This window comes from Thermophagus sp. OGC60D27, from assembly GCF_052400625.1.
Taxonomy (GTDB): domain Bacteria; phylum Bacteroidota; class Bacteroidia; order Bacteroidales; family Marinilabiliaceae; genus Thermophagus.
Map to the genome: position 1 here is coordinate 252,387 of NZ_JBQTGH010000004.1, position 16,802 is coordinate 269,188.

Annotated in this window: 14 protein-coding genes; 13 read left to right on the plus strand and 1 reads right to left on the minus strand. The window is 46.2% G+C overall.

Annotated elements, in window-relative coordinates; genetic code table 11:
• The first annotated feature begins 122 nt into the window (after window positions 1–122).
• From ilvB to ACT29H_RS07030, 9 genes are all read left to right on the plus strand, one after another.
• Window positions 123–1,832, plus strand: coding sequence for a biosynthetic-type acetolactate synthase large subunit (ilvB, locus tag ACT29H_RS06990; protein ID WP_444820895.1), 1,710 nt, complete (start codon window positions 123–125; stop codon window positions 1,830–1,832).
• A gap of 78 nt (window positions 1,833–1,910) precedes the next feature.
• Window positions 1,911–2,465: an acetolactate synthase small subunit gene (gene ilvN, locus ACT29H_RS06995; RefSeq protein WP_444820896.1), complete on the plus strand. Its 555-nt coding sequence runs from the start codon at window positions 1,911–1,913 to the stop codon at window positions 2,463–2,465.
• A gap of 21 nt (window positions 2,466–2,486) precedes the next feature.
• Window positions 2,487–3,539 (plus strand): ketol-acid reductoisomerase, encoded by a 1,053-nt coding sequence (ilvC, locus tag ACT29H_RS07000; RefSeq protein ID WP_444820897.1) that lies wholly within the window; start codon window positions 2,487–2,489, stop codon window positions 3,537–3,539.
• A 330-nt stretch (window positions 3,540–3,869) separates the two neighbouring features.
• Complete coding sequence (locus tag ACT29H_RS07005) at window positions 3,870–5,366, plus strand: 2-isopropylmalate synthase (RefSeq protein WP_444820898.1); 1,497 nt, start codon at window positions 3,870–3,872, stop codon at window positions 5,364–5,366.
• Between the two features lie 86 nt (window positions 5,367–5,452).
• The gene (gene leuC, locus ACT29H_RS07010; protein WP_444820899.1) at window positions 5,453–6,853 is read left to right on the plus strand and encodes a 3-isopropylmalate dehydratase large subunit; all 1,401 of its coding nucleotides are present in this window, start codon (window positions 5,453–5,455) and stop codon (window positions 6,851–6,853) included.
• A gap of 119 nt (window positions 6,854–6,972) precedes the next feature.
• Window positions 6,973–7,566 (plus strand): 3-isopropylmalate dehydratase small subunit, encoded by a 594-nt coding sequence (gene leuD / locus ACT29H_RS07015; RefSeq protein ID WP_444820900.1) that lies wholly within the window; start codon window positions 6,973–6,975, stop codon window positions 7,564–7,566.
• Window positions 7,567–7,666: 100 nt separating this feature from the next.
• Window positions 7,667–9,214, plus strand: a complete 1,548-nt coding sequence (locus ACT29H_RS07020; RefSeq protein ID WP_444820901.1) for an alpha-isopropylmalate synthase regulatory domain-containing protein — start codon at window positions 7,667–7,669, stop codon at window positions 9,212–9,214.
• Window positions 9,215–9,366: 152 nt separating this feature from the next.
• Window positions 9,367–10,434: a 3-isopropylmalate dehydrogenase gene (leuB, locus tag ACT29H_RS07025; protein WP_444820902.1), complete on the plus strand. Its 1,068-nt coding sequence runs from the start codon at window positions 9,367–9,369 to the stop codon at window positions 10,432–10,434.
• 1,077 nt (window positions 10,435–11,511) lie between these two features.
• Entirely contained in the window at window positions 11,512–12,678 is a 1,167-nt protein-coding gene (locus ACT29H_RS07030) for a thioredoxin-like domain-containing protein (RefSeq protein ID WP_444820903.1), read from the plus strand.
• 123 nt (window positions 12,679–12,801) lie between these two features.
• On the opposite strand, the gene ACT29H_RS07035 is transcribed toward ACT29H_RS07030, so the two are convergent.
• Window positions 12,802–13,221, minus strand: a complete 420-nt coding sequence (locus ACT29H_RS07035; protein WP_444820904.1) for a response regulator — start codon at window positions 13,219–13,221, stop codon at window positions 12,802–12,804.
• Between the two features lie 177 nt (window positions 13,222–13,398).
• Between ACT29H_RS07035 and ACT29H_RS07040 the strand changes: the two genes are divergently transcribed.
• The 4 genes from ACT29H_RS07040 to ACT29H_RS07055 all read left to right on the plus strand — a co-directional run bounded on the left by ACT29H_RS07040 (window position 13,399) and on the right by ACT29H_RS07055 (window position 16,774).
• Window positions 13,399–13,818: a Fur family transcriptional regulator gene (locus ACT29H_RS07040; protein ID WP_444820905.1), complete on the plus strand. Its 420-nt coding sequence runs from the start codon at window positions 13,399–13,401 to the stop codon at window positions 13,816–13,818.
• A gap of 494 nt (window positions 13,819–14,312) precedes the next feature.
• Window positions 14,313–15,197, plus strand: coding sequence for a metal ABC transporter solute-binding protein, Zn/Mn family (locus ACT29H_RS07045; protein WP_444820906.1), 885 nt, complete (start codon window positions 14,313–14,315; stop codon window positions 15,195–15,197).
• 6 nt (window positions 15,198–15,203) lie between these two features.
• On the plus strand, window positions 15,204–15,950 hold the full coding sequence (locus tag ACT29H_RS07050) for a metal ABC transporter ATP-binding protein (protein WP_444820907.1): 747 nt from the start codon (window positions 15,204–15,206) through the stop codon (window positions 15,948–15,950).
• Window positions 15,951–15,952: 2 nt separating this feature from the next.
• On the plus strand, window positions 15,953–16,774 hold the full coding sequence (locus ACT29H_RS07055) for a metal ABC transporter permease (RefSeq protein WP_444820908.1): 822 nt from the start codon (window positions 15,953–15,955) through the stop codon (window positions 16,772–16,774).
• Window positions 16,775–16,802: the final 28 nt, after the last annotated feature.

Here is a 16,802-nt window from a genome sequence, read left to right on the forward strand (position 1 = left end):
CCCCTGCTTCTTGCACCAACTTTTTCTGCTGAAACAACTTATATAAGGAGAGCAGGTTCTTTTAATTAATCATTTTTCAAATGTAACCTATCATCGTCATGGAAACACAATCACAATTACTGATGAAGGAAAAAAACACTAAAACGACAAGGATGAGCGGATCGGAAGCAGTGATACAGTCCCTGCTCAGGGAAGGAACGTCCATTATTTTTGGATATCCCGGAGGGGCCATTATGCCCATTTATGATGCTCTCCACGATCATCAGAAGGAAATCCACCATGTACTCACCCGACATGAACAGGGGGCATTGCATGCTGCGGAAGGATATGCCAAAGTTACCGGAGAGGTAGGCGTCTGTTTTGCCACTTCCGGGCCCGGTGCCACGAATACCATAACGGGTCTGGCCAATGCCATGATGGACTCCACGCCGGTGGTTTTAATTACCGGACAGGTGGTTTCTTCACTGCTGGGAACCGATGCCTTTCAGGAAACCGATGTGGTGGGTGTTACCCAACCCGTTACCAAATGGAACTATCAGGTACGTCGGGCCGAAGATATTCCGGCAGCCATAGCACGCGCTTTCTATATTGCACGTTCGGGACGCCCCGGACCCGTAGTTATCGACATCACCAAGGATGCTCAATTCAACCAATTGGATTTCAAATACGAACCCCTTAAAAGCATCAGAAGCTACCATCCGGATAGCCCCGTTGACCTTCAGCAAATTGAGGAAGCGGCCCGACTGATCAATCTGTCTAAAAAACCATTGGCTCTGGTCGGACAAGGTGTTATAATTGGTAATGCGGAAAAGGAACTCCTCGAATTTCTTGAAAAATCGGGTATTCCCGCAGCATGGACCCTCCTGGGCTTATCGGCCGTGCCGTCCGATCACCCCTTAAATGTGGGTATGCTTGGAATGCATGGCAATTATGGCCCCAACATCAAAACCAATGAAGCAGACCTCATCATCGCTATCGGGATGCGCTTTGACGACAGGGTAACAGGTGATCTTTCCAGATATGCCACTAATGCTAAAGTGATTCACATGGAAATTGATCCGGCCGAAATAAACAAAAATGTCCATGCCGATGTTCCTGTACTCGGAAGCGTTAAAAACACCCTTCCGTTGCTCACTGAGAAAATTGTCAAAAACGAACATGCCGAATGGCTGAATGAGTTCGAAGCATGTGAACGAATTGAATTTGACCGAATTATTGAGAAAGAACTAAATCCGCCCAAAAAAGGGATTACCATGGGCGAAGTGATCTCAAAGGTATCAGGCGCTTTCGACAACGATGCCATTATGGTCACCGACGTTGGACAACACCAGATGATGGGCGCCCGCTATTTTAAATTTAAACAAAGCAGAAGTGTCGTTACTTCCGGGGGACTAGGAACCATGGGCTTTGGCCTTCCCGCTGCAATGGGCGCCAAACTGGGGGCACCCGATCGTCAGGTATGCGTTTTTGTTGGGGACGGAGGTTTTCAGATGACCATTCAGGAGCTGGGAACCATTTTCCAGACAAAGATTCCGGTTAAAATTGTTCTGCTAAACAATAATTTCCTGGGAATGGTACGTCAATGGCAAGAACTGTTCTTTGATAAGAGATATGCTTCTACCGAGTTAATCAACCCGGACTTCCAAACCATTGCCAAAGGATATCACATCCCGGCAACAAAAGTTACCGACCGACAAAACCTGGATGAAGCCATCCGGCAAATGGTAGAAGCCGATGGGCCTTTCCTTCTGGAAGTGGTGGTAGAAAAAGAAGGAAATGTATTCCCGATGGTTCCGGCAGGAGCCTCTGTTTCGGAAATCAGGCTGGAATAAACCGTTTTTGACTTCAACCAAGCAAGGTTTAAGTCCCTGATAACAAATTTGAATTTTAATTCAATAAAAAGAAACAAAATGACAACACCTGTAAAAGAAGAGTTCACCCTCTCCATATATTCTGAGAACCATGTGGGCCTACTCAACCAGATTACGACGGTTTTTACACGCCGCCATGTTAACATTGAAAGTCTTACCACTTCCGAATCGGCCATTACCGGCATTCACAAATTTACCATTGTGGTCTTTGCTACCGCCGATCAGATTGATAAGCTCGCCAAGCAAATAGAAAAAAGAATCGATGTGCTGAAAGTCTTCGTCTTCAGAGCGGATGAAATAATTCACCAGGAGATCGCATTGTACAAAGTGCCCACAGGGTCACTGCTTGGCGGGAACGAGATCGAGATGTTGGTCCGCCAATATGGGGCTCGCATTTTGGAAATCACACCCGAATATACCGTCATTGAAAAAACCGGCCATAAAAACGAAACCCAAGAGTTGTTCGAAAAACTTGAACCCTACGGCGTTTCACAATTTGTAAGGTCGGGACGTATTGCGATTACAAAACTTAAAAAAGAGCTTCTGGAAACCTATCTGAAGAAGCTCGAAACCGATGAAATTCAATTAAACTAACACTGTAACAAATAAATTATCATGGCAAAAATCAACTTTGGAGGAACTGAAGAAAATGTGGTTACCCGTGAAGAGTTTCCATTGTCAAAAGCTCAGGAAGTATTAAAAGATGAAACCATTGCGGTTATTGGTTATGGGGTACAGGGCCCCGGCCAATCACTCAACCTGAAAGATAATGGCTTCAACGTAATTGTGGGGCAACGCAAGGATTCCAAAAGCTGGGACAAGGCGGTTAAAGACGGCTGGGTGCCGGGCGAAACCCTTTTCCCTATCGAGGAAGCGTTGGAACGTGGCACCATTATTCAATACCTTCTTTCTGACGCAGGTCAGATTGCCGTATGGCCAACGGTCAAAAAATATCTGAAACCCGGCGATGCCCTTTACTTTTCGCACGGTTTTGGCATTACCTATAAAGAACGCACCAACATAATCCCTCCGAAAGATGTGGACGTAATTCTGGTTGCCCCCAAAGGATCCGGAACAAGTTTGAGGAGAATGTTCCTCGAAGGACGTGGGCTTAACTCCAGCTATGCCATCTTTCAGGATGCTACCGGAAATGCTTTCGAACGCGTCGTAGCATTGGGCATTGGCGTAGGAAGCGGATACCTGTTTGAAACCACATTCCAAAAAGAAGTTTACAGCGACCTTACCGGCGAACGAGGCACTCTCATGGGAGCCATCCAGGGAATTTTTGCGGCGCAATACGATGTGCTGCGAGCCAATGGCCATTCTCCTTCCGAGGCATTCAACGAAACCGTAGAAGAGCTCACCCAAAGCCTTATGCCGCTGGTTGCCGAAAACGGAATGGACTGGATGTACGCCAATTGTTCAACCACGGCACAACGGGGTGCCCTCGACTGGTGGAAAAAATTCCGTGATGCCACCATGCCCGTATTCAAAGAACTCTACAGTGAAGTGGCCAAAGGAAATGAAGCTCAGAGATCTATTGATTCCAACAGCCAAAACGATTACCGCGTTAAACTGGAAGAGGAATTGAAAGAACTCCGCGAATCCGAAATGTGGGCCGCTGGAGCAGTGGTACGTACCTTACGGCCGGAAAATCAAAAAAAGTGAGATAGGAAACATTATGCAGATTAAAAAGTTCATCGGTTGACCAAGTCGTTTAACACACCTTCAGTCAACCGATAACTTTTAATACCATCGGCCTTTCACATGTTCGATTGGGCAATACATGGTATTAATAAAGGATAGATTAATAAAATACCGGGAAGCAGATAGTCGACGATACCAATACTTTTTGGGTTTAGAAATTTAGCAAACAAGAACTTTTCATTACCAACAACTGTTCTCTATCTGTCACAAGAGTATAGCGAAGTATCGCTCTCTATCTTTGAAAATAATTTTAACAGCACCGGAAAGTTCCGGACTGAAAAACAAAACACCATGAGTAACAAAGTCTATATTTTCGACACCACACTGCGGGATGGCGAGCAAGTACCGGGGTGCCAGCTGAATACCATTGAAAAAATCGAGGTCGCCAAGCAGCTGGAAAGACTCGGAGTAGATATTATCGAAGCCGGATTCCCCGTCTCCAGTCCGGGTGACTTCAACTCGGTGGTCGAAATCTCCAAGGTTGTTAAAGAGCTTACTATTTGTGCGCTTACCAGAGCCGTTAAAAAAGATATTGAAGTGGCGGCCGATGCTCTGAAATACGCCAAAAAAGGACGTATTCACACTGGTATCGGAACTTCTTTCTACCACATTAACTACAAACTTAAATCGAACCCGGAAGATATTATTAAAAAGGCCGTTGAAGCCGTTAAATACGCTCGAAATTTCATTGACGACGTCGAGTTCTATGCGGAAGATGCCGGCCGAACCGACAATGAATATCTGGCAAGAGTGGTCGAAGCGGTCATTAACGCCGGGGCCACAGTCGTTAACATCCCCGACACCACCGGTTATTGTTTACCGCAGGAATACGGCGAAAAAATTGCCTTCTTGATGAATCATGTTCCCAACATTGACAAAGCCATTATCTCCACTCACTGTCACAATGACCTGGGTATGGCCACCGCCAATTCACTATCGGGCATAATCAATGGGGCCCGGCAGGTGGAAGTAACCGTTAATGGCATTGGTGAACGTGCCGGCAACACCTCCCTCGAAGAAGTGGTGATGGCCATAAAAAGTCATAAAGACCTTGACTTTGAAACCAACATCGACACCAAAGAAATTACCAAAAGCAGCCGCCTGGTATCCACTCTCATGCGAATGCCGGTACAGCCCAACAAGGCAATTGTCGGCAGAAATGCCTTCGCACATTCTTCGGGCATTCATCAGGATGGTGTCTTAAAAAACCGTGAAAACTACGAGATCATTGACCCCGCTGAAGTAGGCGTCAAAGAATCATCCATTGTACTGACCGCTCGGAGCGGACGGGCAGCCTTAAAACACAGGCTTCAGGTGCTGGGATATGACTTTGACCCCCAACAACTGGATGAAATATATCAACGATTTTTGGATCTGGCCGACAAAAAGAAGGATATCACCGACGAAGACCTTCAAATTCTTGCCGGACGTGAGCAGGGACAAAAAAACAAACCTTTAAAACTGGAACTCCTCCAGGTGGTTTGCGGAAAATCTACCGTCCCAACAGCTACGGTGCAAGTCAGTTTCAACGGCGATACATTCACTGAGACCGCCGCAGGAAACGGACCCATCGATGCCGCCTTTACCGCTGTTAAAGCACTGATCAAACGCAGGGTACGACTTGAAGAGTTCCTCATCCAGGCCATTACTCGTGGCAGTGATGATCTGGGCAAAGTACATGTTCAGGTGGAACACAAAGGTCAGATCTATTATGGCTTTGCGGCACATACCGACATCATCACCGCATCGGTTGAAGCCTTCCTCGATGCCGTCGGCAAAATTGTGTAAGGTCTTTTACGATACCAACAAAGACCAGGATTAAAGAACATTTATCAGAAATAAACCTATTAGTAAACCATAAAAACCATTTCACCTTGGCAGGAAAAACATTATTTGAAAAGATATGGGATAAGCACGTGGTAACAACCGTTGAAGGTGGTCCCAGCGTGCTCTACATCGATCGTCACTTTGTTCATGAAGTGACCAGCCCTCAGGCATTCGACGGTTTAAGAAACCGTGGAATTAAAGTCAGACAACCACAAAAGACCGTGGCCACCGCCGATCACAACATCCCCACACTGGGACAGGATCAACCCATCCGGGACGAGCTCAGCCGCTTTCAGGTTAATAAGCTGACCCAAAACTGCACTGAGTTTGGGGTGCCCCTCTATGGGCTCAACCACCCATGGAATGGCATAGTGCACGTCATCGGTCCCGAGCTTGGCATCACCCGGCCGGGCATGACCATTGTGTGTGGCGACAGTCACACCTCCACTCACGGGGCTTTCGGAAGCATCGCTTTCGGGATTGGGACCAGTGAAGTGGAAATGGTGCTGGCAACACAAACCCTACTTCAAAACAAGCCCAAAACCATGCGCATCAACATAGAAGGGGAGCTTGGCAAAGGCGTGATGTCAAAAGACATTGTCCTTTACATCATTTCACAAATCGGAACCGGTGGAGCTACCGGCTACTTCGTGGAATTTGCCGGTTCTGCCATTCGCAACCTCTCCATGGAAGCGCGAATGACCATCTGCAACATGAGTATTGAAATGGGTGCTCGTGGCGGTATGATTGCCCCCGATAAAACCACCTTCGACTATATTCAGGGACGCGAATTTGCGCCCAAAGGTGCCGACTGGGACAAGGCCGTTGAACAATGGAGCCAGTTGCCTTCCGATCCCGATGCCGTATTCGATAAGGAACTCACCTTCCCCGCATCGGATATTGAACCCATGATCACCTACGGTACCAATCCCGGCATGGGTATTGGAATCAGCCAGTCGATCCCCAAAGCCGAAGAAATTGAAAAATCAACACGACCCACCTTTAAAAAATCATTGGAATACATGGCTTTCAATCCCGGCGAACCAATGATCGGGAAAAAAGTGGACTATGTCTTTGTTGGCAGTTGTACCAACGGACGCATTGAAGACCTCAGAGCCTTCGCCAATTTTGTGAAAGGAAAGAAAAAAGCCGATAACGTCACCGCCTGGATCGTGCCGGGAAGCCATCAGGTTGAAGCCCAGGCCGAAAAAGAAGGACTGAGAAAGATCCTTGAAGAGGCCGGCTTTGAAATGCGACAACCGGGTTGTTCTGCCTGCTTGGCCATGAACGATGATAAAATACCGGAAGGAAACTATGCGGTTTCCACTTCGAACAGAAACTTCGAAGGCCGTCAGGGACCGGGCGCAAGAACCATGCTGGCCAGCCCTGTCACTGCAGCCGCGGCAGCAATCACCGGAAAAATTACAGACCCACGTGATTTGCTTTAAGGAGGAAAAAGCAATACCGGTGTCATTAGCCGATACCGGTTGCTTAACATCCCATTTTCAACGTTTCAACCCGACATTCCCTGGAGGAATGTTCATAACCAATTTAATCAAAACGAACTATGCCAATAGATAAATTTGTAAAACTGGAATCTTCCTGTGTTCCTCTGCCCATAGAGAATGTAGATACCGATCAGATTATTCCCGCCCGGTTTCTGAAAGCAACCACAAGAGAGGGTTTTGGCGACAATCTTTTTGCCGACTGGCGCTACGACAAAGCCGGTAAGCCAAAAGAAGATTTTGTATTAAACAACCCCAAATATTCGGGTAAAATATTGGTGGCCGGCCAAAACTTCGGCAGTGGATCCAGCCGTGAGCATGCCGCCTGGGCCATTGTGGGATATGGCTTCAAGGCCGTTGTCTCAAGTTTCTTTGCCGACATCTTTAAAAACAACTCGCTCAACAACGGGTTGCTGCCGGTGCAGGTATCCAAAGAGTTCCTGGAAACTTTGTTTCAGGCCATCGACAAAGATCCCGCAACCAAAGTAGAAATCGACCTTGAAAACCAGACAATCCGAATTCTTCCCGACGGCCCGGCCGAATCGTTCGATATAAACCCATACAAGAAAAAATGTTTGCTCAACGGATTCGATGACATCGACTATCTGTTGAGCATCGACAGCCAGATTGAAGCCTGGGAAAAAGCACAAGCCTGACGTTACAGATCTGACTAAGAAGAACAATATTAACCTTTGGGACTCCCCCAAAAGCATGCTTTTAAATGCCTTGGGGAAGTCCCCTTACCAAAAAAAGCCGATGAAAACCATAGAAGTGATGGATACCACCCTGAGGGATGGTGAGCAAACAACGGGAGTCTCTTTTAATGATGCCGAAAAGTTGGCCATCACCCGTCTGCTGCTGGAAGAGGTAAAGGTCAACCGCATAGAGGTGGCCTCGGCAAGAGTATCAGAAGGCGAAAGAAAGGCAGTCCAACGACTGACAAAATGGGCCAAAGAGCACAACTGTCTCGAGCGTATTGAAGTCCTCGGTTTTGTTGACGGAACCACTTCGCTCGATTGGATCAATGATGCCGGCGGCAAAGTAATTAATCTGCTCACAAAAGGATCGATCAAACACCTGACCGGCCAGCTCAGAAAAACAAAAGAAGAACACCTGGCCGATATCGTTTATGTGATTCATGAAGCAGAAAAACGGAACATGTCCGTTAACGTATATCTGGAAGATTGGTCCAACGGCATGCTCAATTCGCCCGAATATGTTGAGTTTATGGTCAACGGGATCTCCCAAACTTCGGTCAAGAGAATCATGCTCCCCGATACACTGGGCATCTTGAATCCCGAACAGACCTATGAATTCTGCAAAGCCATGACCGGCAAGTTCCCCCATGTTCATTTCGATTACCATGCCCACAACGATTACGACTTGTCTGTGGCCAATGTCTTTTATGCCATAAAGGCCGGGGTGAAGGGGATCCACACCACCGTTAATGGGTTAGGCGAAAGAGCCGGCAACGCACCATTGGCAAGTATTGTGGGGCTGTTTAACGATCATCTTAAAGCGGGTAATTCCATTGATGAAAGTAAACTAACCAAAGTTTCCCGCATGGTCGAAACCTTTTCCGGTGTCAGAATTCCTGCCAATAAACCCCTGACCGGCGAAAACGTCTTTACCCAGTGCAGTGGGGTTCATGCCGATGGCGACAACAAAGACAACTTGTATTTCAATAATTTGATGCCCGAACGTTTTGGAAGGGTTCGACGATATGCTCTGGGTAAAACCTCCGGAAAAGCCAACATCAAGAAAAACCTGGAAGACTTGGGCATTGAACTGGGACCCGAAGAGATGAAAAAAGTAACCAAACGGGTCATTGAGCTCGGTGATAAAAAAGAAAATGTCACACCCGAAGATTTGCCTTACATCATCTCCGACGTCCTGAAAAACGAACGCATCGACAACCATATTGAACTCAAAAATTATCATCTCGCCATTGTGCAGGGATTAAAACCCGTTGCAACCATCAGCCTTCAGATCGACAAAAAAATCTATAACGAAACATCCGTAGGCGATGGACAATACGATGCCTTTATGAAAGCTCTGTGGCGGATTTATGACAAATTGGGGAAAGCGCATCCCACGCTCATCGACTATTGGGTCACCATTCCTCCCGGCGGAAAAACTGACGCCCTCGTCGAAACGGTCATCTCCTGGGAATACAAAGATCAGGAGTTCAAAACTCGAGGGCTGGACGCCGACCAAACCGAGGCGGCCATCAAAGCCACCTTGAAGATGCTTAACATTATTGAAAACAAAGAAAAAGGAATCATCATTAACGGAAAGTCCTAATTCCTCATGAGCACGACGCCAGCCAAAAAGAAAAAACGCCGCCGCCGTCTCTGAAAAGATCTTTCCCGGCCATATCAACCTTCATTCCTCTTAACGGGATGAATGGGGCTAAACAAATTGCCTCTGAAATTGAATTTATTAATTGTAAAGAAATGAAGTTAAACATTGCTGTATTGCCCGGTGACGGAATCGGGCCCGAAATTGTAGAACAAGCCATAAAAGTATTGGATGCTGTTTTTGCCAAGAAAGGGCACCAGGCCAGTTATACCGAAGCACCGGTAGGTGCCATTGCCATAGAAAAAACAGGAAATCCCTACCCTGACGAAACGCATCAACTCTGTATGAATTCGGATGCTGTACTTTTCGGGGCAATTGGCGATCCCAAATTTGATAATGATCCCAAAGCGAAGGTAAGGCCGGAACAAGGTCTGCTGGCCATGCGTAAAAAACTTGGTCTTTATGCCAACATACGTCCGGTAGCCACGTTCCCCTCCCTGATTCATAAATCACCGCTGCGGGCCGACCTGGTTGAGGGGGCCGATTTTGTTGCCATTCGCGAGCTGACCGGAGGGATCTATTTTGGCCGGCCGCAAGGCCGTTCGGAAGACGGCCGCACCGCCTACGACACCAATGTTTATACCGTCGAAGAAATTGAACGCATCACGCGGCTGGCCTTCGATTTTGCCATGAAACGCCGCAAAAAATTAACGGTGGTCGACAAGGCCAATGTGCTGGCCACGTCACGGCTGTGGCGCGAAACAGTCCAGGCCCTCGCACCTGAATTCCCCGACGTGGAGGTAGAATATATGTTTGTGGATAATGCTGCCATGCAATTAATCCAGTGGCCCAAACGCTTTGATGTGATGTTAACCGAAAATATGTTTGGCGATATTCTTACCGACGAAGCCAGTGTCATCACCGGCTCACTGGGACTTCTTCCTTCTGCATCCATTGGCCTTCACACTTCCGTTTTCGAACCCATCCACGGCTCCTATCCGCAGGCTGCCGGGAAAAACATTGCCAATCCATTGGCCACAATACTGTCGGCAGCTCTCATGCTGGAGTCGGCCTTCAACCTCAAAGAGGAAGCCAATATGATCAGAGATGCCGTTAACGCTTCCCTTGAGCAAGGTAAAGTGACCGAAGACATCGACAATTCCAACCCCCTTTCCACTTCCGAAGTAGGCGACTGGGTTGCCCAATACATTTCTGAGAGGTAATCAATCCCCGCAGGGTATTATCAGACCTTTCGGAATGTTTGCAAAGGGGTATGGGATCAAACATACATCCTTTTGATTACACCGTTTGTCGCCGAGCCTTAAGAAACCACCCGTAAATGCTCGGAGGCACAACACCTTAAGCGAGTTTCATACCAACAAGAAGGGCTGTCCATAACTTTAGGGACAGCCCTCTTTTTATGGATCTCCCAATCCAAAAAACATTTTATGATGCGCCCTACACGGCCACTCCATTCGTAGGGAGACTCTCCCTTCGAGGCGAGGGAGACTTTCCCTTCGAGGCGAGGGAGACTCTCCCTTCGAGGCGAGGGAGACTCTCCCTTCGAGGCGAGGGAGACCTTCCCTCCGAGGCGAGGGAGACTTTCCCTTCGAGGCGAGGGAGACCTTCCCTTCGAGGCGAGGGAGACTTTCCCTCCGAGGCGAGGGAGACCTTCCCTCCGAGGCGAGGGAGACTTTCCCTCCGAGGCGAGGGAGACTCTCCCTTCGAGGCGAGGGAGACTCTCCCTAAAAACAGCAGCCCTTTTACCATTGTTAAGCACCTAATTTACATAGCAAAAGAAATCGACCCACCATTCAAACCCGAGCTGAAGAAGGCCAAAACGTCATCGCCATTGGTAACGATTCGTCACGACAAAACAAGCCTTTCCAAACAAAGAAATAATCGGCAATCCATTTTCAGCCTCTGGGGAAACGATCCTAATCCATCGGAAACCTCGGAAACCAAACAATAAATTTTATTCGAATAAAAAATAAGCTTTATCTTTGAAATCCGTTATAAAAATCAGTAGAGAGTATTCACTTATTCAAAAAATTAACAAAGTCAAGGGACTCTTGGGGAACCCGCCTGGCCAGATAAAATTTTCACAACGCATTCCGACCCTTGGGGAACGAGAGCGGTTAAAATTTTAGTCATGTAAGTTCCTTATGACCACCTTATCAAACCAATTTTACACTGATGAAACGAGCATGACCCACTAAGTTTGTCACAACCAGAACATGGATAAACTAATGATCATGCGAGTTCCATTCGTCCAATAAACTTAGAAAAAATTTATACGAATGAAACGACTTTATTTCATTTTACCGGTTATCCTCGCAACCCTATTCACAAGTTGTAACCAGAACAAGTATCAAATAAAAGGGAACATAACCGGCGCAGAAGGGCAAACGCTGATTCTTGAAAAAATGCAGTTGGACAGAGATTTCCCCATCGATAGTGTAAAACTCGGCAAAAACGGGAAGTTTTCTTTCACAGGAGAACGGCTCAAAAGCCCCACCTTCTTCCGATTAAAACTGACTGCCAACAACTTCCTGACGCTGTTAATCGACACCACGGAACATGTAAATATCACTGCCAACAGTAAAAATCTGGAAAACACCTACTCTCTTGAGGGATCCATTGGTTCTAAAAAGATCCAGATTCTAAATCAAAGACTTAAAACATTGCGCCAGTCGGTAGATAGTCTGATGGCGATTTATGAATCTCTGCCGGCAGACGATAATACCTATCAAAAAACTGAAATCGCCAATCAGCTAAGAGAAGCACTGGATAACCACAAAAATTTCATTGGCACCTTTGTGATGGATAATCCCCGGTCGTTTGCCAGCTATTATGCCCTATTTCAGAGATTGAGCGACAACACAATGATCCTGAATGTGATGGACAAAAAGGAGCAGGTTTATTTTGCGACCATTGCCACCAGTCTCAATCTTCTTTATCCCGAATCGCCACGCGTAAAACAACTCTACAACTATGTTCTAAGTGCCAAAGCACATGAAAAGCAGACTCAGTTACTCCGGGAGATGGAGGCCAAAGCAGAAAAAAACATTCCGGAAATTAAGGAGAAAACCATTCATGGTCAAGAAGTCGCTTTATCGTCGCTCAAAGGGAAAGTGGTTCTTCTCTCATTTTGGGCCACATGGAATGAAGCCTCTCGTCGTGCCAACGATCATCTGAAAAAAGTTTACGAAAAATACCATTCCAAGGGCTTCGAAATCTATCAGGTTTCTCTGGATAGGAGTAAGGTGCTATGGGAAGATGCAGTTGTCAATGACCAACTTCCCTGGATCAACGTTAGCGATCTGCGATATACCGATTCTTATCCTGCCAGGTTATATAATGTTCGTCAGCTACCGGCCAACTACCTGATAAGCAGAGAGGGTGACATCATCGGCAAAAACCTCTTTGGCAGTTTGCTTGAAGAAAAACTGGATGAAATTCTGTAAAATTATACATCCTGATGGTTAGGAGGTAAGTGCCATGGACCGCCATGGCATTTTCTTTCTTATTCTCCTGACTATCAAAGACAATATCCGGCCATAAAATAAGTAAGGAACGCCGGTCAACGATTAGAAGGCCGGTTGTTCTGAACTTGATTGATGGTCGCTTTTATTATCGGACGACTCCTGGATGGATAAAAGCTGCGACACTTTCCGTCTGAGCTTTTCCTCCTTAATTGGCTTGGTAATAAAATCTGTTGCCCCCATTTTTTTGGCTTTCCTCACATACTCCTTCTCAGACATACCGGACATGATTAAAACGGGGCTGTGAGACCTGAGTTGCCGGCGAACATATCGTAACACATCAAGGCCGGAATATCCCGGCATGATCATATCGGTAATAATCAAATCATACTGTTCTTCCCGTAGTTCTTTAATGGCCATCGCCCCATCCGGTACAATTTTAATCTGGTGGTCATCCCTCGCTAAAATTTTCCCGATAATTCCAGCGATTAATTTATCATCTTCGCTAATTAATATTTTGGCCATTTTTCTACTATTAATCCCAAAGCACCTACGTAATGAAATTGAGAAAGTTTCCACCCCAAAAAGGAAATTTGTCACCCCTCAGCGGCGATAATATTTAAGCCGAAATACGAACGGATTTCTTGAACCGGAAGTCTGCAACATGGTTGCATTTTCAAAATAACACCCTATTTTTGCAACATGGTTTCAAAAAGTAAAAATATTCCTTCTTTTCTCAAAGCCTACGGACTCTCCGGAACAACCTTCCGAAAACAGGTTATTGAGCTCTTTAACGGTGAAGGAACAGCCCTTACGCAAAAAGAGCTGGAAGACAAACTGCCGGACGAAACAGACAGAGTAACTCTCTATCGGACGTTGAAGTTGTTTACCGAAAAGGGAATACTCCATAAAATTGTTATCGACGACAACATTCAAAAATATAAGCTGGCCGGCTCATTCAAACGAAAGGATCATGCCCACTTCTATTGCCTAAACTGTCACAAACTATTTTGCATGCCCCAACTGGAAATAGACCCAACCCAGTTGCCCCCGGGCTTTGAGTATTATTCGGCCCGGCTCGTGGTGGAAGGGGTCTGTAACAAATGTGAAAAAAAATTGTGAGCACTTTTTCGATCCCTCAGTTTTTGTTTCAGTCAATTATATTCATTGATCTACCATATAAAGGACGAACCATTTTACAAACAAGGCCCGATTCATTTCGAAGGCAACAAATATTTAAATTTAGTGGGGCCTGAAGCATGAACAAAAAGTTACGAAAATACTTCATACAATAATCCTGATTTCACGAAACATGAAAAGATATAACCTTTAGCCCGTTGATGAAGCATCCCTTACCGGCCCCATTATTTAGGGAAGGTTAGGGAATAGGATTTAGGATGTTAAACGTGCCCATGTCATAGAACTCCTTAACCCACAAAATCGTTTCATTACGAACACCTTGACAGGCAAACAGAACAAGATGCAGTGTAAATAACAGACCTAAACCATTGATATATGAAACGAACAGGATCAATTTAGATGACCCCAGAAGAACAAGCATAAAGCTCGATCATGCCAATTCCATTGGACCAATAACTTAGATAAAATTTATACGAATGGACAAAAAAGGGACAACAATCATACAACTGGTTTCCATTGTTTTCGTCATCCTTATGGTTGGGGGATGCCATGGAACAAAAAACGAAAAGAACGGAATCACCGTTTCAATTGAACCGTTGAAGTACTTGGTGGACCAACTGACATCCGAACAAATCGAAGTAAACGTAATGGTTCCAATGGGTTCCAGTCCGGCCACTTACGCGCCAACGACCCGCCAATTGGTAAAACTCTCAGACTCCAGGCTCTTTATTGGCATTGGCCATCTGGGATTTGAACAAGCATGGATGGACAAAATAGTTGATCAGAACCCCGAACTAAAGACTTTGTTTCTGGCGGATGGATTAGATCTTATTATATCTTCGGATGAGCATCATGGGGATCACGTCCATGAAGGTGGGGTAGACCCGCACATCTGGATGTCGCCCAAAGTGGTCAAATCTTTTCTTCCGGCACTGAAAGATCACCTCATCCAATTTTTTCCGGAACAAAAAGAAGTTATCGAAAAGGCATTTCCGACCCTTCTGGCCAGGGTTTCCGATTTTGACCGTCAATTTGCATCATTGACCGATTCCCTGTCTCAGAAAAAGTTTATGATCTTTCATCCTGCCTTATCCTATCTTGCCAGAGATTACGGTTTCGAACAGATCTCCATTGAGCATGAAGGGAAAGAACCCTCCCCTCGCCAGTTGCAGGAATTAATAAGCCTGGCCAAAGCGCACAATGTTCGGCTGATTTTTATCCAGGCCGAATTTGACCGGCGAAATGCCGCGATGGTAAAAGAAGCCACTGGCGCCGAATTGGTCTCTATCAACCCGCTGAATTACGACTGGTTCGACAGCATGTCGGAGCTAAAACAACTGATGCAACAACACCTAAAGTAGGATCCAATGACATCAAAACAACCACTGGTTTCGATCCGGAATGTAACAGCGGGCTATGACCGCAATCCGGTATTGACCAATGTAAACCTGGACATTTACCCGAATGATTTCATTGGTGTAATAGGCCCCAACGGAGGTGGCAAGACCACTTTATCCAAAGTTCTGCTTGGGATTCTCAAGCCATATCGTGGAAAAGTTCTTTTCCCATCCGGACATCTCAACATCGGCTACCTTCCTCAGGTATCACAAGTGGATCGGTCCTTTCCCATAACGGTCCAAGAGGCGGTACTTTCCGGCATCTCTTCCCGCCGTAACTGGTGGAAGCCCATCTCCCGGGGCATCCAAAGCAAGGCCGAACAACTCATTTCCGACCTGGGCCTTCACGATTTCAAAGAACGCCCCGTGGGTCAACTCTCCGGTGGCCAGCTTCAGCGTGTCTTACTGGCAAGAGCCATCATCAATGATCCTCAACTGCTGATCCTCGATGAGCCCAACACCTTTGCAGACCGCACATTTGAGAAGGAACTCTATCAGATTTTGGAATCCTTAAACCAATCGATGACCATCTTCCTGATTTCGCACGATATAGGAACCATATCATCCATTGTCAAAACCATTGCCTGCGTAAACGGGACCCTCCACTATCATCCGTCCAATGTTCTGACGGCGGAAGTGCTTCAGGTTTATAATTGTCCTATTGACTTAATCACCCATGGTGAATTACCCCACCGAGTCTTGAAAAAACATTCATAGTTATGGAAAACTTTTTGGACCTTTTCAACCATCAATTCTTTCAGCATGCCCTTTTGGCAAGCCTGCTCACCAGTCTGCTGGCGGCAATGATTGGCACTTATATTGTCAGCAGAAAAATCGTTTTTATCAGTGGTGGCATCACGCATGCCTCGTTTGGTGGTATCGGTCTGGCCTATTTTCTGGGCCTAAATCCCTTTCTGGGAGCTGTTGTTTTTGCCGTAACGACCTCGTTGGGGATTGAATGGATTTCGACCAGGGGGAAAATCAGGGAAGACAGTGCCATTGCCATATTATGGTCATTGGGCATGGCGCTAGGAATCATCTTTGTATTTCTGACGCCCGGATATACACCCAATTTAATGAGTTTCCTATTTGGCAGTATCTTGTCGGTAGGAGCAATTGACCTTTGGATATTGGCGGGTGTTCTCCTCCTAACCACCACATTCTTTATTCTGTTTTTTCGACCGATCGTTTACACGGCCTTCGATCCGGAATTTTCAAAAACCAGAGGCCTGCCCGTCAGATGGATAAGAAATATTATGGCAGTATTAATTGCTCTAGCCATTGTGCTAAGCATCCGGATCATGGGGATCATCCTGGTTTTAAGTCTGTTTACCATTCCCCAAAACACAGCACTACTATTCTCAAATGACTTTAAGCGCATCATCATGGGCTCCGTTCTTTGGGGCATAACAGGTTCGCTCATTGGCCTGCTTACGGCTTATTGGCTAAACATCCCGGGTGGGGCGGCCATCATATTTGTTTTGACCATTCAGTTTTTACTGCTAAAAGCCTGGTCGATCATAAAACCTTCGAAGAAATAAGCGGTCAGGGCTTCAAAAGGCAAGGAAG

Excerpts from the sequence above, each read along its gene's own strand:
- ilvB (WP_444820895.1), top strand. The coding sequence starts at position 123 with ATGAAGGAAAAAAACACTAAAACGACAAGGATGAGCGGATCGGAAGCA.
- ilvN (WP_444820896.1), top strand. The coding sequence starts at position 1,911 with ATGACAACACCTGTAAAAGAAGAGTTCACCCTCTCCATATATTCTGAG.
- ilvC (WP_444820897.1), top strand. The coding sequence starts at position 2,487 with ATGGCAAAAATCAACTTTGGAGGAACTGAAGAAAATGTGGTTACCCGT.
- ACT29H_RS07005 (WP_444820898.1), top strand. The coding sequence starts at position 3,870 with ATGAGTAACAAAGTCTATATTTTCGACACCACACTGCGGGATGGCGAG.
- leuD (WP_444820900.1), top strand. The coding sequence starts at position 6,973 with ATGCCAATAGATAAATTTGTAAAACTGGAATCTTCCTGTGTTCCTCTG.
- ACT29H_RS07020 (WP_444820901.1), top strand. The coding sequence starts at position 7,667 with ATGAAAACCATAGAAGTGATGGATACCACCCTGAGGGATGGTGAGCAA.
- leuB (WP_444820902.1), top strand. The coding sequence starts at position 9,367 with ATGAAGTTAAACATTGCTGTATTGCCCGGTGACGGAATCGGGCCCGAA.
- ACT29H_RS07030 (WP_444820903.1), top strand. The coding sequence starts at position 11,512 with ATGAAACGACTTTATTTCATTTTACCGGTTATCCTCGCAACCCTATTC.
- ACT29H_RS07035 (WP_444820904.1), bottom strand. The coding sequence starts at position 13,221 with ATGGCCAAAATATTAATTAGCGAAGATGATAAATTAATCGCTGGAATT.
- ACT29H_RS07040 (WP_444820905.1), top strand. The coding sequence starts at position 13,399 with ATGGTTTCAAAAAGTAAAAATATTCCTTCTTTTCTCAAAGCCTACGGA.
- ACT29H_RS07045 (WP_444820906.1), top strand. The coding sequence starts at position 14,313 with ATGGACAAAAAAGGGACAACAATCATACAACTGGTTTCCATTGTTTTC.
- ACT29H_RS07050 (WP_444820907.1), top strand. The coding sequence starts at position 15,204 with ATGACATCAAAACAACCACTGGTTTCGATCCGGAATGTAACAGCGGGC.
- ACT29H_RS07055 (WP_444820908.1), top strand. The coding sequence starts at position 15,953 with ATGGAAAACTTTTTGGACCTTTTCAACCATCAATTCTTTCAGCATGCC.